Source organism: Hahella sp. HNIBRBA332 (assembly GCF_030719035.1).
Lineage (GTDB): Bacteria > Pseudomonadota > Gammaproteobacteria > Pseudomonadales > Oleiphilaceae > Hahella.
Genome location: NZ_CP132203.1, coordinates 275,171 through 296,743, shown reverse-complemented (window position 1 = coordinate 296,743; position 21,573 = coordinate 275,171). Strand labels below are relative to the sequence as shown.

General features: G+C 51.3%; 22 protein-coding genes. 7 read left to right on the top strand and 15 right to left on the bottom strand.

Annotation, left to right across the window (positions count from 1 at the left end; translation table 11 throughout):
* Nucleotides 1-104: 104 nt before the first annotated feature.
* Together O5O45_RS01500 and O5O45_RS01495 are read left to right on the top strand one after the other, a co-directional pair.
* Entirely contained in the window at nucleotides 105-1,007 is a 903-nt protein-coding gene (locus O5O45_RS01500; protein WP_305903540.1) for an acyltransferase, read from the top strand.
* A gap of 230 nt (nucleotides 1,008-1,237) precedes the next feature.
* Complete coding sequence (locus tag O5O45_RS01495; protein ID WP_305903539.1) at nucleotides 1,238-2,446, top strand: IS256 family transposase; 1,209 nt, start codon at nucleotides 1,238-1,240, stop codon at nucleotides 2,444-2,446.
* Here the strand turns inward: O5O45_RS01495 and tnpA are convergent.
* The 3 genes from tnpA to O5O45_RS01480 all read right to left on the bottom strand — a co-directional run bounded on the left by tnpA (nucleotide 2,443) and on the right by O5O45_RS01480 (nucleotide 6,301).
* Nucleotides 2,443-2,907 (bottom strand): IS200/IS605 family transposase, encoded by a 465-nt coding sequence (tnpA, locus tag O5O45_RS01490; RefSeq protein ID WP_305903538.1) that lies wholly within the window; start codon nucleotides 2,905-2,907, stop codon nucleotides 2,443-2,445. The genes O5O45_RS01495 and tnpA overlap by 4 nt on opposite strands.
* A gap of 175 nt (nucleotides 2,908-3,082) precedes the next feature.
* Nucleotides 3,083-4,459, bottom strand: coding sequence for a DUF1329 domain-containing protein (locus O5O45_RS01485; RefSeq protein ID WP_305903537.1), 1,377 nt, complete (start codon nucleotides 4,457-4,459; stop codon nucleotides 3,083-3,085).
* 39 nt (nucleotides 4,460-4,498) lie between these two features.
* Nucleotides 4,499-6,301, bottom strand: a complete 1,803-nt coding sequence (locus O5O45_RS01480) for a DUF1302 domain-containing protein (protein ID WP_305903536.1) — start codon at nucleotides 6,299-6,301, stop codon at nucleotides 4,499-4,501.
* 502 nt (nucleotides 6,302-6,803) lie between these two features.
* Between O5O45_RS01480 and O5O45_RS01475 the strand changes: the two genes are divergently transcribed.
* Nucleotides 6,804-7,985, top strand: coding sequence for a thiolase family protein (locus O5O45_RS01475; protein WP_305903535.1), 1,182 nt, complete (start codon nucleotides 6,804-6,806; stop codon nucleotides 7,983-7,985).
* A gap of 64 nt (nucleotides 7,986-8,049) precedes the next feature.
* Here the strand turns inward: O5O45_RS01475 and zapE are convergent, their stop codons facing one another.
* Nucleotides 8,050-9,162 carry a cell division protein ZapE gene (gene zapE / locus O5O45_RS01470; protein ID WP_305903534.1) on the bottom strand — a complete coding sequence of 371 codons (1,113 nt, stop codon included), beginning with the start codon at nucleotides 9,160-9,162 and terminating at the stop codon, nucleotides 8,050-8,052.
* A 265-nt stretch (nucleotides 9,163-9,427) separates the two neighbouring features.
* Here zapE and O5O45_RS01465 point away from each other — a divergent pair, with 265 nt between their 5' ends.
* Nucleotides 9,428-9,913 carry a Z-ring associated ZapG family protein gene (locus tag O5O45_RS01465; RefSeq protein WP_305903533.1) on the top strand — a complete coding sequence of 162 codons (486 nt, stop codon included), beginning with the start codon at nucleotides 9,428-9,430 and terminating at the stop codon, nucleotides 9,911-9,913.
* A gap of 26 nt (nucleotides 9,914-9,939) precedes the next feature.
* On the opposite strand, the gene O5O45_RS01460 is transcribed toward O5O45_RS01465, so the two are convergent.
* Nucleotides 9,940-10,701 (bottom strand): Nif3-like dinuclear metal center hexameric protein, encoded by a 762-nt coding sequence (locus O5O45_RS01460; protein WP_305903532.1) that lies wholly within the window; start codon nucleotides 10,699-10,701, stop codon nucleotides 9,940-9,942.
* A gap of 66 nt (nucleotides 10,702-10,767) precedes the next feature.
* On the opposite strand from O5O45_RS01460, the gene O5O45_RS01455 reads away from it, so the two are divergent.
* On the top strand, nucleotides 10,768-11,856 hold the full coding sequence (locus tag O5O45_RS01455) for a S1C family serine protease (RefSeq protein WP_305903531.1): 1,089 nt from the start codon (nucleotides 10,768-10,770) through the stop codon (nucleotides 11,854-11,856).
* Nucleotides 11,857-11,863: 7 nt separating this feature from the next.
* On the opposite strand, the gene hisC is transcribed toward O5O45_RS01455, so the two are convergent.
* The 10 genes from hisC to O5O45_RS01405 form a co-directional block, all read right to left on the bottom strand.
* Nucleotides 11,864-12,955 carry a histidinol-phosphate transaminase gene (gene hisC / locus O5O45_RS01450; protein WP_305903530.1) on the bottom strand — a complete coding sequence of 364 codons (1,092 nt, stop codon included), beginning with the start codon at nucleotides 12,953-12,955 and terminating at the stop codon, nucleotides 11,864-11,866.
* A 4-nt stretch (nucleotides 12,956-12,959) separates the two neighbouring features.
* Nucleotides 12,960-14,255: a histidinol dehydrogenase gene (hisD, locus tag O5O45_RS01445; protein ID WP_305903529.1), complete on the bottom strand. Its 1,296-nt coding sequence runs from the start codon at nucleotides 14,253-14,255 to the stop codon at nucleotides 12,960-12,962.
* Between the two features lie 76 nt (nucleotides 14,256-14,331).
* A complete protein-coding gene (hisG, locus tag O5O45_RS01440) occupies nucleotides 14,332-14,967 on the bottom strand; it encodes an ATP phosphoribosyltransferase (RefSeq protein ID WP_305903528.1) in 636 nt (211 codons plus the stop codon).
* Between the two features lie 29 nt (nucleotides 14,968-14,996).
* Nucleotides 14,997-16,259, bottom strand: a complete 1,263-nt coding sequence (murA, locus tag O5O45_RS01435; protein WP_305903527.1) for a UDP-N-acetylglucosamine 1-carboxyvinyltransferase — start codon at nucleotides 16,257-16,259, stop codon at nucleotides 14,997-14,999.
* A gap of 26 nt (nucleotides 16,260-16,285) precedes the next feature.
* Nucleotides 16,286-16,528, bottom strand: coding sequence for a BolA family protein (locus O5O45_RS01430; protein ID WP_305903526.1), 243 nt, complete (start codon nucleotides 16,526-16,528; stop codon nucleotides 16,286-16,288).
* 135 nt (nucleotides 16,529-16,663) lie between these two features.
* Nucleotides 16,664-16,996, bottom strand: coding sequence for an STAS domain-containing protein (locus tag O5O45_RS01425; protein WP_305903525.1), 333 nt, complete (start codon nucleotides 16,994-16,996; stop codon nucleotides 16,664-16,666).
* Nucleotides 16,996-17,649 (bottom strand): MlaC/ttg2D family ABC transporter substrate-binding protein, encoded by a 654-nt coding sequence (locus O5O45_RS01420; RefSeq protein WP_305903524.1) that lies wholly within the window; start codon nucleotides 17,647-17,649, stop codon nucleotides 16,996-16,998. Before O5O45_RS01420 ends, O5O45_RS01425 begins: the two co-directional genes overlap by 1 nt.
* A gap of 81 nt (nucleotides 17,650-17,730) precedes the next feature.
* A complete protein-coding gene (mlaD, locus tag O5O45_RS01415) occupies nucleotides 17,731-18,180 on the bottom strand; it encodes an outer membrane lipid asymmetry maintenance protein MlaD (RefSeq protein ID WP_305903523.1) in 450 nt (149 codons plus the stop codon).
* 1 nt (nucleotide 18,181) lies between these two features.
* Nucleotides 18,182-18,961 (bottom strand): lipid asymmetry maintenance ABC transporter permease subunit MlaE, encoded by a 780-nt coding sequence (gene mlaE / locus O5O45_RS01410; protein WP_371747933.1) that lies wholly within the window; start codon nucleotides 18,959-18,961, stop codon nucleotides 18,182-18,184.
* On the bottom strand, nucleotides 18,933-19,772 hold the full coding sequence (locus O5O45_RS01405; RefSeq protein ID WP_305903521.1) for an ATP-binding cassette domain-containing protein: 840 nt from the start codon (nucleotides 19,770-19,772) through the stop codon (nucleotides 18,933-18,935). The genes mlaE and O5O45_RS01405 overlap by 29 nt, the downstream gene beginning before the upstream one ends.
* A 284-nt stretch (nucleotides 19,773-20,056) precedes the next feature.
* Between O5O45_RS01405 and O5O45_RS01400 the strand changes: the two genes are divergently transcribed.
* Both O5O45_RS01400 and O5O45_RS01395 read left to right on the top strand, forming a co-directional pair.
* Complete coding sequence (locus tag O5O45_RS01400; RefSeq protein ID WP_305903520.1) at nucleotides 20,057-21,034, top strand: KpsF/GutQ family sugar-phosphate isomerase; 978 nt, start codon at nucleotides 20,057-20,059, stop codon at nucleotides 21,032-21,034.
* Nucleotides 21,034-21,570 carry a KdsC family phosphatase gene (locus O5O45_RS01395; RefSeq protein WP_305903519.1) on the top strand — a complete coding sequence of 179 codons (537 nt, stop codon included), beginning with the start codon at nucleotides 21,034-21,036 and terminating at the stop codon, nucleotides 21,568-21,570. Before O5O45_RS01400 ends, O5O45_RS01395 begins: the two co-directional genes overlap by 1 nt.
* Nucleotides 21,571-21,573 lie beyond the last annotated feature (3 nt).

The following is a 21,573-nucleotide window of genomic DNA, read 5'->3' as shown; positions in this document are numbered from 1 at the left end:
AGCCGGAGAATAAGCGCCAAAAGAGCGACAGGCGGGTCTGAGCGATCGCCTGAATAACCCAAAATCTGACTTCCTGAAAACACAATAACGAGATATTTCGACTAATGTTGAGCTTTCTTCCACATTGGCTAAGAGGCGTTCTAGCTGTCCTCTTAATTCTGCTTTCTACTACCATTTTATTTCCTTTCGTACTGGCGCTGGCCTTCGTCAAGTTACTCATACCGATCAGCGTCACGCGGAAATACTGCACCATCGCGCTGATCGGCATCGCTGGACTGTGGATCAACATTAATAACGGACTGCTATATCTTCTTCACGATATTCAATGGGATGTGGAAGGCGATAGCGACCTCAAGCCCAATGACTGGTATCTGGTCACTTGCAACCACCAAACCTGGGCCGATATCCCCATTGTACAAAGAGTGCTTAACGGTAAAGTTCCAATGTTGAAGTTTTTCCTCAAACAGGAGCTGATTTGGGTGCCGCTAATAGGCGTGGCCTGGTGGGCGCTGGACTTTCCATTCATGAAGCGTTACACCCGGGAACAGATTGAACGCAATCCCGCATTGAAGGGCAAAGACCTGGAAACCACCAAAAAAGCCTGTGAGAAGTTTAAATACACCCCAGTGACCGTATTTAATTTTTTGGAGGGGACGCGCTTTACCCAAGCCAAGCACGATCATCAAAAATCGCCTTATAAGCACCTGTTAAAGCCTAAGGCCGGTGGCGCTGCATTCGTTCTGGGGGCGATGGGAGAACACCTGCACACAATGCTCAACATTACTATTCATTACCCGGGCAAAGCGCTGGGTTTTTGGGGGCTGGCGTCAGGGCAAATCAAAAAGGTAGTAATCCGCATTGAGAAAATCCGCATTCCCGACCAGTTTCTGAACCGGGACTATATGAACGATGCTGAGTTTCGCTCAGAGTTTCAGGAGTGGATCGCACAGTTATGGCGAAGAAAAGACAAGCAGCTAGAGCAGCTTCATCAGCAGTACGCATCTTGAAGCCCCAATAGCGCTTTATGGGCGTTATAAAAGCTGAACTCAATAATTCACATTAAAAGCGAATACCAAAAAAGTAAAAATCCACCTTCTTAGAAGGTGGCTTTGCTTATAGCCCCCTATAAGGGGGCTTTGTATCAATCTACATCCAGCAGCAGCTGACGAGACTGTAATTTAATTTGTGTATCTGCCTATCACTAGTACCCTATAGCGGGGTTAAGGATAGGTAGACAATGAACCAGAAAGAATTAGAAGCATTTGCCCGTGAGGCAGCCAAATCTCTGAAAACAGAAAAGGATCTCAACGAGTTCCGTCAGATGCTTACCAAGGCGACCGTGGAAGCCGCGCTCAATGCAGAGCTGGATGTGCATCTGGGATACGAGAAACATCAATCTTCAAATTCAGACAATACCCGAAATGGCTATTCCAGCAAGACCCTCCGTACCGAGGACGGTCAGTTTGAAGTTAACACTCCCCGAGATCGTCAGGGCAGCTTTGAGCCTCAACTGGTCAAGAAGCAGCAGACCCGTTTCACCACCATGGATGACAAGATTCTCAGCCTCTACGCCAAAGGCATGAGCACCCGGGAGATCGTGGCCACCTTCAAGGAAATGTATGGCGCGGATGTCTCTCCCACCTTAATCTCCAAAGTCACGGATGCCGTGATTGAGCAGGTGGTGGAATGGCAGTCTCGTCCTCTGGATGCGGTTTATCCCATCGTGTACCTGGACTGCATTGTGGTGAAGATCCGCCAGGACAAGCAGGTGATCAACAAAGCGATCTATCTGGCCCTGGGGGGCAACCTGGAAGGCCACAAAGAATTGCTAGGGATGTGGCTCTCGGAAACCGAAGGGGCGAAGTTCTGGCTGAATGTGCTGACCGAGTTGCAGAACCGGGGCGTGAAGGACATTCTGATCGCCTGTGTGGACGGCCTGAAGGGTTTCCCCGAAGCGATCAATACCGTGTATCCCCAAACCCAGATACAGCTCTGTATCGTGCACATGGTGCGCAATGCGGTGAAGTATGTGCCGTGGAAAGACTATAAGCCGGTCACAACAGATCTGAAGCGGATCTACCAATCGGCCACCGAGGAGGAAGCCCTCTCAGAGCTGGACAGGTTTGCCGAACGATGGGATGAGAAATATCCCCAGATCAGCCGATCCTGGCGGCTTCACTGGGAGAACCTCAACACTCTGTTCCGCTACCCGGAAGACATTCGCAGGGCCATCTACACGACCAATGCCATTGACTCCCTTAACAGCGTCATTAGGAAAGTGATCAAGAAACGGAAGCTGTTCCCCACGGATGATTCCGCGAGGAAGGTGGTCTATCTGGCGATCATGGCTGCGTCGAAGAAATGGACGATGCCGATCAGGAATTGGAAGTCAGCGCTGAACCGATTTATGATCGAGTTCGAAGATCGCTTAACGGAGTATCTTTAATAACCAGGCAGATACACAGAATTATTTACAGGGTCCAGCTGACGTTCCGCTTCTTCTTTCGAAACCTTGTCTTGATATCGGACGTACCTTCTGATTATTTCCTCATTGGCCCCTACCGAATCCACAAAGTAACCCCGCTGCCAAAAATGATTACCCCAGAGCTTCTTCTTTCTTAGATAGGGAAATTTATTAAACAATCTAATTGCCGTCCTTCCCTTCAGTACTCCCATCAACTCTGAAACACTCACACTTGGAGGCGTCCTCACGACCAAGTGAACATGGTCAATCTGAACATTCAGCTCCACCACCTTACAGTTCTTCATTCGGCAGAATACATAAATGCTTCGATATACTTCCTTGCCAACATTTCCCTTCAATATCTTGTACCTATACTTCGGCGTCCAAACAATGTGATACTGACAGCGATAGAATACGTGCGAAGCGGATTCATATCGGCTCATGCTTTTTACTCCTTCGTTTGCTGGTAACAAACGAGAGTATCTAGCATGGGCCATACTTTAAGGCAGAGCCTACACGACGATCACCACCTCCATAGGAGGTGGTTTTAGATTTCCAACCAAAAAGGAGGGATGCCCCTCCTTTTTCTGAAGCTGCCTCATACCACGTGTGACGCGCTTACTTTCTTCCCGACCGTCTCAACGCTGCGGGAGTAAAGTCCTGAGAGCTGGCTTCCAAATTGAACTCATACCCCTTTGGTTCTTCATTGGTTAAACCCAGAGCCAGATAGCGCCCGGAAAGCAGGTCATATAAGACTTCTGCGGAGAACCAGGAAATCTTCTGATCGTAGAAGTAAACATGGTGCCCTTCCGCAACGCGCCACAGCTCGCCACGGCCGTCGTAATGATCCGCCAGGCCGATTTGCCAAGTATCCTCGTCAACATAGAAGACGCGTTTCGCATAAATATGTCTGGAGCCGGGCTTCAGAGTGCCCTCAACCACCCATACGCGGTGTAATTCGTAACGCGCCATCTCCTGATTCAAATGGCCAGGCTGTACGAGCTCAGAATACTTCACTTTTTTCGAGCTCAGGTCGTATGCGTTATAGGGCAGATAAATTTCCTTCTTGCCCAGCACTTTCCAGTCATAACGGTCCGGCGCGCCGTTGAACATATCGAAGTTGTCCGTGGTGCGCAGGCCGTCTGAAGCGGTGCCAGGACCGTCGTAGGCGACCTGAGGGGCGCGACGCACGCGACGCTGGCCTTCGTTATAGATCCAGGCGCGACGAGGCTCCTTCACCTGATTCAGGGTTTCATGCACCAACAATACGTTGCCCGCCAGTCGTGCGGGGGACTCTATTTCCTGCTTGAAATAGAAAATAACGTTGGGGTCAGCGCCGGACTTATAGTCAGACAACGAACTCACATAACTTAGTTGCTCAGAAAAAATAACTGGCGTGAAGTCTCCATTAGCCAGAGGCGTTACCTGCGCCACGCGCCGACTCAAAGATCCGCCGCGCCAACGGGTGATGTGGTTCCAAATAATCTGTTTGGCCTGATCGGACGAGCTACCGCTCAAGATAGGAAACGCTACCGCCATCTGGTAGTCGGTGATGCCGTTGCCGTCCGCCACCAACTCTACAGAAGTCGCGTTGTGCTTCGCCGCATCATAGATCTTTTGCTCATAGGCGGAGGTGCGATGGGTGGGATACACCTTGATCTTGTAGCTGCCCGGGTATTTCTTCAGCATCGCCATCTGGCCGGCGGACAGGTTATCTTTATACTGATCCGCATTGGACGCGCTTATCACGAACTTGGGCTTTTCAGCCGCAAAAGGATTAATGTAATCGACGCCGTCGTAACCAGCAGGAATTGTTTTTAACCCGCCATCCCAGGCTGGAATAGTTCCATCAGCATTACCGGCTTTTTCCGCACCGATGGGCGTCAATGTATCGCCCAATTTAGCTGCTTCACCCGCTGGCGCTTTGGCCCAAGCGAAAGAAGACGATATCGCCAACGCTAAAGCGCTGAGTTTTATTATTGCATTCAATCTCATTGAGGCTACCTCATAAACCTTAAATAACTTGTCTAAACCCTAAAATGATACCGATACGCTTGCAGAAACATTGTCCCGGTCATTGAGGTAATTGTACGGCTCGCCCCCGAAGAAGTTGGTGTAGCCAATGGAGGCGGAGTACTTGTTCAGATAGACGCCCTTCAGAGTCAGGCCTACCGCTTTAGAGCCTTCTTTAAAAGGCGCTCCAGGCTCCGGCGCGTAACCTTTAACATCGTGACTCCACGCTAATGTCGGCTCTAGGTTAATGCCTGCAAACACATTGGGATAATCCAAGGTGAAACGCATACGGTAGCCCGCGGAGAAGTCAGTAACAAAACCTTCATTCTCGCAAAAGGAAGGATTGAGATTTACATCGTCGCAGCTTGCTTCTGAATCGTTGACAACCGGCCCGGTACCATAGGTGCTGTCCCGACCTAAGCGGGAATCATTTGGCAAGTCATGCACAAACACCGCTCCAATTTCAGAAACGAATGTCAGCCTGCTTGCTCCGAGGACCTGATCGATAAACTTGATAAAGGTTACCTGAGCTTGCGTTACCGCGAACTCTTCATAACCCTGTATAACATCGCCAGCGGAATCGTCAGCATCGTAAAAAGCGCTGTAAGGCTGATTCTTACTTGCGGCCGTCAGTTCAAAAGTATTTCTCTGAATTGGCAAATTTGGGCGGTAGGTTAACTCCCCCCCAATAGACCAGCCATTATCCGTGCTGGTATTAAAGCTGACGCCAAAAAGCTGTATATCTTCAGGGAACTCTATAAAGTATTTGGCGCCGACGCCGCTTGCGCCCTCTCCTTTAACGAATGAGGCGTATGGCAGTCTGCTATGGTAATTAATGTAATAAAAACCAAATTCAGTATCCCCTAGATCAGCGGCATACCACCGCACCGCCAAACCGTATTGACCGTTATTATCAGCCTCCCGGTCTCCAAGCCTTTCATTCACTAAAGCGCCAGTACCAGCATCAAGATTAATTACCTGTGATTCAGGAAACTGAGCCAGAGTATTAATTCCACCACAACCATCAGGACCTGAGTCGCTATTGGAAAAGAAAGTTCCGCAAGGGTCCGCTTCGGCTTTCTCCCATTCAATCTGGTAAAAGAACTCTGTTGTAAGGTCTTCAGTTAAGCCCACCGATGTATAGAACATATTGACTGGGAGCAATACATCCTTGACTTCGGCCCCTGGCGCCCGAGCGGCTGAGGCGTCTATCGGATTGATAATATTCACGCCGCCAAGGATAAATGTGCTTTCCCCCCAACTGACTACCTGCCGTCCCAATCTAGCGTTCACTGGCGTATCGCCAAAGTACCAGTCACCCCAAACATACGCGTCAAGAAAGCGCACGTCTGCGCCCGCCTGCTCCAACGCCTGATCGTTCAATGGCCGTGTCTGACCGACTTCATCATACGCCCGGCCTTCATCCATTAACTCTTTGTCGTAGAAGTAGCGCAAACGCGTAAAGCCGCCGTAGTCGCCATAGCGCAACATTAAATCAGAGGTGCCCTTGATAATTTTTGAGTAAGTCTCGCCTTTCTTAAAGTTCCAGTTGCCGTTGTCGCTATTGTGAGAGGAAGCGGCATCTGAGTAGGGCCCTGCGCAGCTAGCGCCTTCACAGCGCCCCTGGTTGCCAGGACTCAACTGGTTCTTATCGCGATCGGATATCCGCCAGCTAGCCCCGGCGGTGAGGGTGGTGTCCAGCGAGCCTTCAATGTCGCCCAGATAAAATTGAAACGCCTGTGCCGGAGCAGAGATTGTCGCCGCCACTGCGGCGGCCAACGGCAATTTGGTCCACTGACGCCAACGTTTATTTTTATTTATCATCGAACGCTACTCCGTTATTTTTCTTAGATCTTCATGCCATGCAGGAAGACGTTCTGTGTAAACCCAATTTTTGTTTGTTTTATTATCGACCCCTAGAAGATGTAAAAGACGTGAAAACACGGCGAGATCTTCTACGATGAAAGTCTCATACACTATAGACGCAATAGCCCGGATTCACCAATAGTCTAAATAAAAAACGCAAGTTATGAAAAAATAAGAAAGTTATGGCTTTTATTCAGGATTTTCAGGCAGCAAACGAGTACCAAATTCGACCCGCTTTAACACGGGTATTTTTTACTGTATTCATGTCATATAAGAATTGCTAAACAGGTCGCAAAATTTATCTCGTAACCCACCTATTTGTACTTTGCCCTAACGAAAAACTATCCCGCGCCCTCACGTTGCATTTGCAACGTAAGCGAGACATGATGAAATCAAGGTCGGACGGCTACGCCGTCAGCAAAAAACAAGAGAAACACACCAAAAACAATAGGAGAAAAACATGAATGCGAGAGAGGTTGTGATCGTGTCGGGAGCCAGAACCCCAATGGGCGGGTTTCAGGGCTCCCTAAGCTCATTGACTGCTGTGGAACTAGCCGCAGCGTCTATCAAAGAAGCAATATCCCGCGCCAGCCTGCAACCTGACGACATACAAGAAGTCATCATGGGCTGCGTTCTTCCCGCAGGCTTGAAACAGGGCCCTGCAAGACAGGCCATGCTGGACGCCGGCATCCTCAACTCGACGGGCGCCACCACCATAAACAAGCTGTGCGGGTCCGGCATGAAAGCCGCCATGCTGGCGCATGATCTGATCGTCGCCGGGACCAATGAAATCATGATCGCCGGCGGCATGGAAAGCATGAGCAATGCGCCTTACCTGTTGCCAAAGGCGCGTTCAGGCTACCGCATGGGTCATGGCGAAGTAAAAGACCACATGTTTCTTGATGGACTGGAGGACGCCAAAACCGGGCGCCTGATGGGCTCATTCGCAGAGGAAGTCGCAGGCAAATTCAGCATCACCCGCGAACGCATGGACGATTTCGCCATCAGATCGCTGAAGCTGGCCCAAGAGGCGATTGAAACCGGCGCGCTGAAGGATGAAATTGTTCCCGTCACAGTATCGACGCGTAAAGGAGATATCCTGGTAGAACATGACGAGCAGCCAGGCTCAGCCAATCTTGAAAAGATCCCCACATTAAGACCCGCTTTCCAGAAAGACGGCGCCATCACTGCCGCCAATTCCAGCTCTATCTCCGACGGCGCTTCCGCCATGGTATTAATGAGCCGCGAGGAGGCAGAGCGTCGTAGTGCGAAGCCTTTCGCCAAAATCGTCGCCCACAGCACTCATTCCCAAGCCCCTTCAGAATTCACCATCGCTCCTATTGGCGCCATTCAAAAGGTTCTGCAGAAAGCGGGCTGGTCTAAGGATGAAGTAGATCTGTTTGAAATCAACGAAGCCTTCGCCATGGTGACCATGCTGGCGATTCAGGAACTGGGCTTGGACGGAGAAAAGGTCAATGTATTCGGCGGCGCTTGCGCTCAGGGTCACCCTGTTGGCTCAACCGGCTCACGAATCATTATCACCCTAATGCATGCTTTGAAGCGTCTAGGCAAAAAGCGCGGCGTTGCGGCGCTCTGTATCGGTGGAGGCGAAGCAACTGCAGTCGCCATTGAGCTTATCTGATCAGATAAAGCTCATTTCATATGACAAGGGGCTTATTTCGGCCCCTTGTCGCTGTAGAGAAATATCATGGGCGGTGCGGCGACGCCAAGTATTCCTGAGACTGCATTTCCAGCAATCGGCTCTCTGTTCTTTCGAATTCGAACCTGAGACGTTCGCCCTGGTATATTTCATTAATAGCAGCGGCGGCGGAAATAATCACTTTTACGCGGCGATCATAAAACTCATCCACCAAGTTAATAAATCTCCGCGCCTGATCTTCTTTGTTAGCCTCAAGCACCGGGACGTTGCTTACCAGTACGGCATGAAATTCACGCGCCAGTTCTATGTAATCGTTCTGACTGCGCGGGCCGTCGCACAATTCTTTAAAATCAAACCAGATCACGTCATCCGCCCGACGTATCGCGTTCAGTTTGCGACCATTAATCAGAATATCGGTTTGATGAGCCCCTGCTTCCACGGCCAAACGCTCATAACTGTGCGTCAGACTCAACTGAGCGTCGTCATCCAAAGGATAATGATATAACTCCGCTTGTTGCAGCGTACGCAGGCGATAGTCCGTACCGCCATCGACATTCACCACTTCTGTATGCTGATTCAATAAAGCAATCGCAGGTAGGAATCGCTGTCGTTGCAAACCGTCCTTATACAAACCGTCAGGCACGATATTGGAAGTGCACACCAACGAAACGCCCCGTTCAAACAACGCCTCAAGTAAGGTGGCGAGAATCATGGCGTCGCCGATGTCAGTGACGAAAAATTCATCAAAGCAAATAACCCGAGCGTCACGGCTGAAGTGATCAGCAACAATTTCCAGCGGGTTCTTCTCCCCTTTAAGCTGCTTCAATTCCTGATGCACCCTCTGCATAAAGCGATGAAAGTGCACGCGCATTTTGCGTTTAAAAGGCAGACACTCATAAAAAGTGTCCATCAGGTAGGTCTTGCCACGCCCAACGCCCCCCCAGAAGTACAAGCCTTTCTCGGGTGTCATATCTGCTTTCGTCAGTCCGATTTTCCGCGCCAGACGTTGCATACGGCTGGCCTGAAGACGTTTGCTTTCCGCCGCCGTCAAGCGCTCAAACAACAACTGCAGCTTCTCAACCGCCATTTCCTGCGCGGGGTCATAGGAAAAATCCTGGCGTTCGAGATCTTGTCGATACTTTTCAATAGGAGTCGTCACTGCCTGACTCGCCTCACTGATAAATGATATTCAAGTCGCCAACTAATTATAGTTGGCCGAAATTGCGCGCTTATTTTGCCTTTTTCTTAACATATTGACTACACGGGTAAGGGATATTCCCGATCCCTTCACATACCGCGTCGTTGTGAGGGTCCAGTGCGACCAAAAGCTACCCGCCAGCAATGGAAATCGAAGCGCTTTTGTCGGTATACTACCTCACTCCTCCGGTTCACAATTCCTTGCAAATTTAAGTGTTGAAAGAATTATGGGATCTACCATTGTTATAGCGGCGGTAACTTTTCTGGTCGGTTTAGGCCTGGGCGTTCTGCTGCACAAGCTGTTGCACTCTGAAACCGCTAAAAACCGGCGTTTGGAACGCCAGATCGATCATCTGCAAGATCAACACACCCGCTATCAAGCGGAAGTCGCTGAGCACTTCTCTCGTACGGCGGAGATGCTAGGCAAACTCAACGCCAACTATCGCGATATATTCAATCATCTGGCTGTCGGCGCAGAGCGCCTGTGCAGCGACAGCGAGTTTAAATCGCTGGTGTCGTCCGCTACGCCTTCGCTATCCGTGAAGCGTAAAGAGGGTAAGAGCAAAGCTGAGGAAGAGTCGGTCTTTGAACCGCCTCGGGATTATGCCCCCAAAGCGGACCCGAAAGAAAAAGGCACTCTATCAGAGGATTATGGGTTCGAAAGCCGCTCGCATAACCCACCAGAAGCCGCTTCTGAAAGCGAGAAATATTAATTCCGCTTCCATGCGCGATAATCCGGTTAAGCCGGGTTATCGCCATCGAAGAATCTCACTTCCACGTCGACACTGTCAGCAAGCGCTTTACCAAGCGCCTGCACGCCATAACGCTCTGTAGCATGATGCCCCGCCGCAACATATACAATGCCCTGCTCGCGCGCGCTGTGCACAGTCTGCTCCGAAATTTCGCCACTCAAATAAACGTCCACCCCCAAACTTACTGCCTGGTCAATAAAACCTTGCGCTCCGCCAGTACACCAGGCGACAGTGCTGACCACTCGGCCAGGGTCGCCGCCAACAATCATAGGCGTGCGCTGCAATCGGTTAGCAAGGTGTTCGGACAGGTCGCTGACTGACATCGGCTGAGGCAATGCACCTTGCCACAACAGTCCTTCCACATCCCCTGCTTTGACCCTGCTTTCAACAGAAAAGCCCAGGTGCGTAGCCAAAGCGGCGTTATTGCCATAGTCTGGGTGAATGTCCAGCGGAAGATGGTAGGCGATCAGGTTAATGTCGTGCTGTAAAAGTTTGGCGATACGTCTGCGCTTCATACCAACAATAGCCGCGCTCTCGCCCTTCCAGAAATAACCGTGGTGCACCAGCACCGCATCAACGCCTTGCTCAATCGCGGCGTCCAACAACTGCTCGCTGGCCGTAACGCCGCACAGAATCTTGCGAACGCTCGTGCGTCCTTCCACCTGCAAACCGTTAGGACAGTAGTCCCTGACCCGGTCCGGTTGTAACCAGTTGTTCAGCAGTGTCATTATTGTTGAGATATCAGTCATGGCCTACTCCTCCATCGTTGCAGTTATGTTAACATTCCGCGCCAGTGCCGCCAAAGAACGAGAAAAATGAGACAGTTAGCAGCCTATGGAATCGCCGTGGCAATTGGTTTGTTAGCCGCCGGCGCTTATCTCTTTTTTATGAAGCATCCGACGCTACAACCCCAACCGGCATTGACTTCATTCGCCGACGCCGTTGAGCACACGCTGCCTTCCGTCGTCAATATCTACAGCGAAGAACCCAATCCTGCGCTGTCCGATGCTATTTGGAACAATCCTTTATTTTCCAATTATTCCAAAAATATTACGCCACCCGAGCCCACGCTAAGCAGACTCGGTTCCGGCGTCATTATTGATAAACAAGGCCACATCCTGACCAATTACCATGTAGTCAAGTCCACGGAACTGATTAAGATCATGCTGTCTGATGGCCGGGAGACTCCCGCAGAAATCGTAGGCTTGGACAGCGAAGCAGACCTCGCCGTACTAAAGCCCAAACAGGACGGACTTCAGCCAATTCCGGTCAGCCAATCTCAACCCAGAGTGGGAGATATCGTACTGGCGATCGGCAACCCGTTTGGCGTCGGCCAAGCCGTGACGCAAGGCATCATAAGCGGCTTAGGACGATCTAACCTGGGACTGGCCACCTATGAAAACTACATTCAGACAGATGTCGCCATCAACCCGGGGAATTCTGGCGGCGCCCTAATTAACGCCAAGGGCGAACTGGTTGGTATCGTCACCGCAGTGTTCTCAACCACTGGTGGTTATCAGGGTATCAGCTTCGCCATTCCTGCGCAGTCAGCCATGGCGATAGCTCAGGACTTAATCCAGTACGGGCGTGTGATTCGAGGATATTTAGGGGTGGAAATGCATGAGCTGGCTCGTCATGAGGCGGATTTTTTTGGTCTTACGGATACCAATGGATTACTGATAACAGGAGTCCAACCAGACAGCCCAGGCAATAAAGCAGGGTTGGAAGCTGGCGATGTGCTTTTGATGATCAACGACATGCCAATGAGGACGTCACAACAGGCTAGAGACTTTGTTTCACACAACAAACCTGGGGATCAGATTAAGCTTACTGTGTTCAGGCGTGGCCAGTCTGTAAATCTAACCGCCACCTTACAACAGCGCGCAGGCAATGAAGGGGATTAACCGGAGGTTACCCCCTTACCGCCTCCAAAGCCTCTAACAGCACTTTCAGCATAGCCTCATTTTCTTCACGGCTCCCAACCGTTAAACGCAGACATCCGGCGAGCTTGGGATGGCCGCCATCCAGCAACTTAATCAAAACACCGCGTTTTTTCATTTCGTTGCAGACAGACTTGGCCGACAGGTCGACACGCACCAAAATAAAGTTCGCCTCACTAGGATAGACTGTCACGCCTGCCACATCGCCAAGATGGGCGCTTAACCAGCTACGCTGCTCCCGCAACGCTTCTGTTTGCTTCACGAACTCGGGAAAATGCCGGATAGCGGTCAACACAGCGTTTTGCGTCAGACAGTTAATGTTGTATGGAAGGCGCACTTTATTCAGTTGTTCAATCCATTCCTGCGCGCCAAACAGCATACCGAAACGCAACCCTGCCAACCCAACCTTCGAGAACGTACGCATCACCACAACATTGTCGTATTCGCTGATCCAGGTCATATAGTCTGCATCGGTAAAAGCCGTGTACGCCTCATCGATCACCACCAACCCAGGGCTTGCGGCAACAATCTGGCGCAGCGTTTCATCATCAAACAGGTTGCCTGTCGGATTATTAGGTTGAGCAATGAAAACCAGTGCAGGCTGATGACGTTTGATCGCGTCCAGCGTCGTCTGAGCGTCTATCTGGAAGTCATCATCCAACGGAACGCCCACATATTCAGCGCCGATGAATGTCGCAATCATCTTATACATGACAAAGCTGGGCTCAACGGAGAGTATTGTCCGTCCAGGTCCGGCTACCGCCATCGCGAGAATCTGGATGATTTCGTCCGAGCCGTTGCCAAACAGCATATCCACAGAAGCAGGCAAGCTATAGAGCCCCCTTAACGCCGCCCTGATGGGGCCAGCATCAGGATCTGGATAGCGGTTAATGGCCGCATCGCGCAAATCCGCGCCTAATTCAGCCTTTAATGCAGCGGGGAAGTCGAAAGGATTTTCCATTGCATCCAATTTGATCAGGCCTGTAGCATCCGCAACGTGATAGGCGGAAAGCGCCTGAACTTCAGGGCGCACCCACCGGGTAATTCTGTCTTTAACGGACATAAACCTATTCCTCTACTATGCGATACTCTGCGGATCGAGCATGGGCGGTCAGCCCTTCGCCACGCGCGAGCACCGAAGCAATGCGCCCGGCGTCAGAGGCTCCGCGACTGGAAAAATTGATCAATGATGAACGCTTCTGGAAATCATATACCCCCAAAGGGCTCGAGAAGCGTGCGGTTCCAGAGGTCGGCAACACATGGTTCGGTCCCGCGCAATAGTCTCCCAAAGCTTCCGCCGTATAACGCCCCATAAATATGGCGCCGGCATGCCTGATATCAGGTAACAACGCATCAGGATCAGCAACCGACAGCTCCAAGTGTTCAGGCGCGATAAGGTTAACCACCTCAACTGCGTCTTTAAGATCTGCGACCTTAATAAAAGCGCCTCGCTCTTTTAAAGACACGGAAATAATATCTTTACGTTCCATACCCGGCAGCAGCTTCTCGATTGAGGCTTTCACCGCAGACAGGCAGGCCGCGTCAGAAGAAATGAGGATCGCCTGCGCATCCTGATCGTGCTCCGCCTGCGAGAACAGGTCCATAGCGATCCAATCCGGATCCGTGCCGCCATCGCAGACCACGCAGATTTCCGAAGGGCCGGCAATCATGTCGATGCCAACAGTTCCGAACACCATACGCTTGGCCATCGCCACGTAAATATTGCCGGGACCGACAATTTTATCGACCTTGGGAATTGTTTCCGTGCCATAAGCCAGGGCCGCCACGGCTTGGGCGCCACCGACGGTAAATACCCGATCGACGCCCGCCACCGCCGCTGCGGCAAGCACCAACTCATTCACTTCGCCACGCGGCGTCGGCACAGTCATGATAATGGAGCCGACCCCCGCCACTTTCGCGGGAATCGCGTTCATAAGCACTGAAGAGGGATAAGCGGCCTTGCCGCCCGGGACATAAATGCCAACGCGATCCAAGGGAACAACCTGCTGCCCCAAGACGGTTCCATCTTCCTCCTTATAGATCCAGGAGGGTTGAACCTGCCTCTCATGGTAACGACGGATACGCTCGGCGGCGCTTTCCAGCGCGCTTTTCAATTCAGGACTAATAGAGGCGAGAGCCTGTTGCATGCGATGATGCGGAATTTCCAGAGCGCTCATTGACGTTGCATTCATATGATCAAAGCGATTTGTATATTCCAACACCGCTTCATCACCGCGAGCGCGCACATCTTTCAACACGCCCTCCACAACGCGGTTCACTTCCGCGCTGTCGTCTTCCTGAAAAGCCAGCAAAGCTTCCAGTTGCGACTTAAAATCCGCCTGACTGCTATCTAACTCACGCATATCTGCAGTTCGCCTCATTCGCTACTTCATTAGTATTCGCCCACAACACCCTCTGCTCAAGCAAGGGCGCATAAAATCATTCTGCGCCCACCGCCTGCGCCAGCTTGTCGAGTATTGGCTGTAAACTGGCGTGTTTCATTTTCATGGAGGCGCTGTTGGCAATCAGCCTGGAGCTGATGTCGCATATTTTCTCGCGCGGCTCTAAGCCGTTGGCCACAAGGGTATTGCCCGTATCGACAATATCTACAATTTCATCCGCCAGCCCCATCAGCGGCGCCAATTCCATACCGCCATACAACTTAATGATGTCAGCCTGGATGCCTTTGCCTGCGTAGTAACGCTTGGCGATATTGACGAACTTGGTCGCCACTTTGATACGCCCCGATTTAGGCGCCGCGCCTTTCATCGCCGCCGTCATCAGACGACAGGTGGCGATTTTGAGGTCCAGCGGCTCATAAAGGCCATCATAGCCGTGCTCCATCAGCACATCCTTACCTGCGACCCCCAAATCCGCCACACCATGCTGTACGTATGTTGGGACGTCTGTGGCGCGCAACACAACCAGCCGCACATGGGGCTGGTTGGTGGTGAAGATCAGTTTACGGCTTTTCTTGATATCGTCTTCTGGCTCAATACCGGCCGCCGCCAACAGCGGCAGGGTATCTTCCAGGATACGCCCCTTGGACAGGGCAATGGTGATGATCGCACTCATTACAGGATTCCGGATATTGGTGAATTGCTTCAGCCCGGCAGCCGACGAATCTTCGCGCCTAATAACTGCATTTTTTCTTCAATACACTCATAACCACGGTCAATATGGTAAATGCGGTCTACAAGGGTATCCCCTTCCGCCACCAATCCAGCGATCACCAAGCTGGCGGAAGCGCGCAAGTCTGTCGCCATTACCGGAGCGCCGGTCAAAGACTCTACTCCCTCCACGATAGCAGTATTGCCTTCCAGCTTAATCTTCGCCCCCATGCGGCGCAGTTCCTGCACGTGCATGAAGCGGTTTTCAAATACGGTTTCAACGATAGCTCCCGTACCTTCCGCCACGGTATTCATGGCGACGAACTGCGCCTGCATATCAGTTGGGAAAGCAGGGTAAGGAGCCGTGCGCAGGTTGACAGCTTTCGGCCGGGCTCCTTTCATATCCAGCTCTATCCAGTCTGGACCTGTGCTGATATGTGCGCCGGCTTCATCCAGCTTCAACAGAACCGCTTCCAAGATGTCTTCGCGAGTGTCTTTTACTCTGACCCGACCACGAGTCGCCGCGGCGGCGACCAAATAAGTCCCGGTCTCCACTCGATCCGGCAATACGTTGTAGCGGCAGCCATGTAGTCGTTCAACGCCGTTAATTTCAATCGTAGAAGAGCCATGACCACGAATATCCGCGCCCATTGCAATCAAACACTCAGCCAAGTCTATGACTTCCGGTTCACGCGCGGCGTTTTCAATTACCGTCTTACCATCCGCCAGCGTCGCCGCCATCAAGAGGTTTTCTGTACCGGTTACCGTCACAGTGTCCATGTATATATGCGCGCCTTTCAAGCGACCATTGATTTTTGCTTTGATATAGCCGCCTTCGACCAGAATATCGGCGCCCATGGCCTCCAAACCGCGGATATGCAGATCAACGGGTCTGCTGCCGATAGCGCAACCGCCCGGCAATGAAACTTCCGCCTCGCCAAAGTGAGCCAGCATTGGCCCCAGCACCAGAATGGATGCCCGCATGGTCTTTACCAGCTCATAGGGCGCAGTCAAATGTTTGATAGTATTGGCGTGCACTTCCACACACATTTTTTCGTCGATCATCAGCTCAACGCCCATGCGGCCCAACAGCTCAATCATGGTGGTGATGTCGTTAAGATGCGGCAGGTTGCCGATAGTGACGGGCTCATCCGCCAGCAACGTCGCAGCAAGGATGGGTAATGCGGAGTTCTTCGCACCGGAGATACGAATCTCCCCATTAAGCGGTTTGCTACCGCCGATCAATAATTTGTCCATTAAACTTACCTGGGTTGGAAAACGAATTATTTATTCGCGGCGGCCCACTCATCGGGAGTGTATGTTTTGATAGAAACAGCGTGTACGGTGCCGTCAGCGATCAGATCATGGATGCAGCTGTACACCGCTTGCTGTTTTTTGACGGGAGTAAGGCCGGCGAAACGTTCGCCGACGGCAACAACCTGATAATGATAGCCATCACCTTCTACACGGACTTCACAGTCGGACAGCTTTTCTTGCAAAATTTCTTGCAATGCTTCGGGTTGCATGCGCCCACTCCTCGTTATTCGTTGGCTGAACTAAACGAGGCATTTTAACCCAAGCAGGGGCTGGGCCCAAGTTATGGATTGGAAACAATTTGCAGCGACAGCCGCAAATTGCTTAACTGGAGGGATATTTACAAGTCAGTCTGGCGCGTCCGCCAGCGGCAAAACAGTTTCAACGCCGCTAACACGCGCAATATCAAACATCTTGCCGGACAGCCCTGACACACTGACGTTTAGCTCTTTGGCCTCCGCCGCCGCAACCAATCGCAGCAATAACGATATCAATACGCTTTGCGCATTCTCAACGAGAGACACATCTATGCGCAGCGGCGAAGAGGCGTCTGTCGTCCGTACAGAGTTTTCGCCCTCAGCCAATAAGTCAGTCACGCAGGAGAGATCAACCGCTCCAGAAATGCTCAGCACCGTTTCTCTGGATTGCTCATCCCTGGTGCAGGTCAATCTTGCCGACATTACTTCGCCTCGCTAGTCAGTTCATCTTCTTCGATCCGACTGGACCAGCTATCTACAACTTTGGTGATGTCGCCATTATGCACGTTAACTTGCTGCTCAAAGCGGTCCTTGAATGCAAGGCCTATATTCACGCCATTTACGATGACATTCTCCAGCAACCATTTATTGTCGCGATTTCTATACATCGAATAGATAACCGGATACTTGTTGCCAGATGCAGAGATCACTTCCAAATCCACACTTGCACGCCCCTCATCTCTTGGATTGATGGTGGCAGTCAATACGTTGACTTTAAACTCGCCACTCTCCACCAGCGCTTTGCCGTATGCGTCAAACAAGCTCTTTTTGAACACTCCAACAAACTTTTCTTTCAGCTCATCACTGGCTTCTCTGCGATATCGCCCCATTACCCGTGCGGCAATGCGGTCAAAATCAACCAGATTTTCAAGCGCATCTTGCATCACGCCATAAAATTTTTGTGGATTCTCGTAATAAGTCTGCTTTTCGGATTGCAGCTTGGTAACCAGCATTTTAGTGCTGTCCTGCACCACGCCAAAAACGTCTTGCTGTGCGTTGGCCTGCGCCACAACAGCAAACGCCATCATCGCCATGACTGCAAACACACTCCCAATATTCTTCACTGTTAACATCATGTAAATTGCCTAACTGTTTCTTTGCCTGACTAGCACTAACCAAAATTCACGACTTTATTTTGAATTCAGAGATACAGCGACCTACTTGCTGGTCGCAAAGTCGCTTATCAGCTTCTCTAAATTTAGCGCGCCCTGCGTACTATAAAAGAAGTCTCCGTCCTTTAGGGCTTCCTCGTCCCCACCAATAGAGACATTAATATACTTTTCCCCCAAGAGGCCTGCGGTACTGATAACTGCGACACTGTCCGCACTCAGATAGTTCACATCCGCATCAATATCCATTTCCACAACAGCCTTGGACGACTTGGGATCCAATGCAATACTGTTGACGCGCCCGATAGTGACGCCGGACAAGGACACTTTACCCCGCACCCTCAACCCACCCACATCAGTAAATTCCGCATATAACTTGTAGGTATCCTGCGTAGGACTCAGCGACAACCCGCTCACTTCAAGCGCCAATAAGAACAACGCCCCAATGCCGGCGACGATGAACGCCCCTACAGATATCTCCAGCGTACGAATCCGCATATTAAAAATCTCCAAACATTACGGCGGTCAAAATAAAATCCAGTCCCAGCACCGCTAACGATGAGTAAACAACTGTTTTGGTGGTCGCAGAGCTGATGCCTTCAGAAGTAGGTACCGAATCATATCCCTGAAAAACGGCGATCCAGGTACACACGACGCCGAACACAATGCTCTTGATAATCCCGTTGAGAATGTCATCGGAGAAGTCCACAGACGCCTGCATATTGCTCCAGAACGACCCCTCATAAACGCCGAGCCATTCCACCCCCACCATTTTACCGCCCCAGACGCCCACAACGCTAAATATCATGGCCAACAAGGGCATAGCGATAAATCCAGCTAGAAGCCGCGGGGCAATAATCTGCCGCAACGGGTCGACCCCCATCATCTCCAGACTGGATAATTGCTCCGTCGCCTTCATTAACCCAATTTCAGCTGTCAGCGCAGAACCGGCGCGTCCGGCGAATAATAACGCCGTCACTACCGGCCCCAATTCACGCACCAGCGTCAAGGCGATCATCTGGCCAATAGCCTGCTCTGAACCATAGTCCACTAGAATGTTGTAACCTTGTAGGCCAAGCACCATGCCTATAAACAGACCACTGACGACAATAATCACCAGCGATAGGACGCCGACGGAGTAAAGCTGTTTGAGTACTAGCGGCAAACCTTTCATGCGTGGAGCGCCCAGTAACGACCCCACCAAAAAAATTCCCGCCCGACCTAAGGCGCCGAGCGAAAGCAGGCCATTTCTACCAAGCCTTTGCAGAAAATCCAGCATCCTGGTCTCCCCGTAATAAATCCTCCGCATAATCTGTCGCGGGAAAATGGAAAGGCACCGGCCCATCCGGCAATCCATTGAGGAACTGCTTAACAAAAGCATTCCCGCTGGAGCGCAACTCCTGAGGACTTCCCTGCCCCATCACCTTACCGTCGGCGACTATGCACAGATGGTCGGTAATACTCAATGACTCCTGAATATCATGAGACACCACCACGCTGGTCAGCCCCAAAGCATCATTAAGCAAGCGGATCAACTGGACGATAACGCCCATAGCGATAGGATCCTGACCTGTGAAAGGCTCATCATACATCACCATTTCCGGGTCCATAGAGATAGCCCGCGCCAACGCCACACGACGCGCCATGCCGCCGGACAGTTCGCTTGGCATCAGATCACGTGCGCCGCGCAACCCCACTGCGTGGAGCTTCATCAGCACCAAATCCCGAATCATTGCTTCCGGTAGCTGGGTGTGAATCCTCAAAGGGAATGCGACGTTCTCAAAGACACTGAGATCAGAAAAGAGCGCGCCGGATTGGAACAACATCCCCATACGCTCGCGCAACTCGTATAACTCCTTGCGCTTCAGCTTCGGCACATTAAAGCCGTTCACCCAAATGTCGCCTTTGTCGGGCTTCAATTGGCCGCCGATTAATTTAAGTAGAGTGGTCTTGCCCGTACCGCTGGGTCCCATGATGGTGGTGACCTTGCCTTTGGGTATATCGATGTCTACGTTATCGTAGATAAGCCTGTCGCCTCTGGCGAAGGTAAGCCCCCTGACTTCCACGTAATTGGAGGGGTTTCGCGTCATCTAAAATCACCTTAATCGCCCAGTCCGCGTAAACGCCCCCTTCCTGGAAGCATTAAGCATCCTAAAAACATAACCTTACGGCGGCTTTAGCGTTTCTGCCAAAAATAGCCTAAACAGCTGCGGAATATATCAGAAGATGTTTTAACTGCCCACATCTTTCCCGGTAAGTTGCAGCAGCCCCCGAGCGTCGTATAATACGCAAGCCTCGCCGCTCATGATAAAACTTTACACCTGTCTGCGGCCAAGCTGACACTCCAACAAACCGACTCTGGAACGCTGCATTAATGAGCCACCACGATCACGAATATATAAAAGCCGCCAAACGCACAATTGAAATGGAGCTTGAAGCTATTCAAGCGCTAACCAACCGCATAGATGAGGCTTTTGTCAAAGCGTGCGACCTGATGCTAGAGTGCGAAGGGAGAGTTGTAGTGACAGGCATGGGAAAATCAGGCCATATAGGCAATAAAATTGCCGCCACTCTTGCTTCAACCGGCACCCCTTCCTTTTTTCTTCACCCAGGAGAAGCCAGCCATGGCGACCTGGGAATGGTAACCCCCAAAGATGTCGTTCTGGCGATATCCAATTCGGGAAATACCGCGGAAATCGTCACCATACTACCGCTACTTAAACGCATGGGCGTGCCGTTGGTCAGTATGACCGGCAACCCAAACTCCACACTTTCTCAAATCGCAGAAGCCAACATCGACGCCAGTGTCGTCACAGAAGCCTGCCCCCTTAACCTCGCTCCCACTTCCAGCACCACTGTATGTCTCGTATTGGGAGACGCCCTGGCGATAGCGCTGCTGGAAGCACGCGGCTTTACAGCGGAAGATTTTGCATTCTCGCACCCTGGCGGAGCTTTGGGACGCAGACTACTTCTAAAGGTATCCGACATCATGCATACGGGCGAATTTGTTCCTGTTGTCAAATCAGGCGCCTCACTAAGTGATTCGTTACTGCAGATGTCACAGAAAGGTCTGGGAATGACCTGTATTGTCGATGAGAATGACAAGCTGCTAGGCGTGTTTACTGACGGAGATTTACGTCGCACTTTAGACAAAAACATTGATATACGCAGCAGCGCCATTGATACAGTCATGACCTCAAACTGCCGATCTGTCACCAAAGACATGCTCGCCGCAGAAGCCCTGGGGTTGATGCAAGAGAAAAAGATCAACGCCCTGCCTGTCGTCGACGCTGACAATAAAGTCATCGGCGCCTTCAACACCCAAGATATGCTACGCGCAGGAGTCATTTGATGTCGCCGTCGTTGACCGAACAACAGATCCTGGCTTTACAGCCGATTAAACTCTTGGCCCTGGACGTAGACGGCGTTCTGACGGATGGGACTCTCTACTTCGGCGAATCTGGCGAGCAATTCAAACCGTTCTCCATACTCGACGGACTTGGCGTCAAACTATTGCAAAAAGCTGGAGTAACCGTCGCCATCATCACCGGCCGCAAGTCAGCCATGGTCGCCAAAAGAGCCAGCGACCTGGGCATTTTAGAGTTACTGCAAGGCCGCGAAGACAAACTTGTCGGGCTCAATGAAATTCGTGACAAGCTTGGTTTGGAGCTGAATGAATGCGCCTATATTGGCGACGACCTGCCTGATCTTGCGGCGATTCGCAGCTGCGGATTTGGCGTTACTGTGCCGAACGGTCACTGGTTTGTTCGCCAACATGCCGCCTACTGCACCTCCGCCCAAGGCGGCAAAGGCGCAGTCAGGGAAGTAAGCGATATGATTCTTGCGGCCAAAGGCCTGCTCCACACCTCCTTGGAAGCCTATTTATAACTT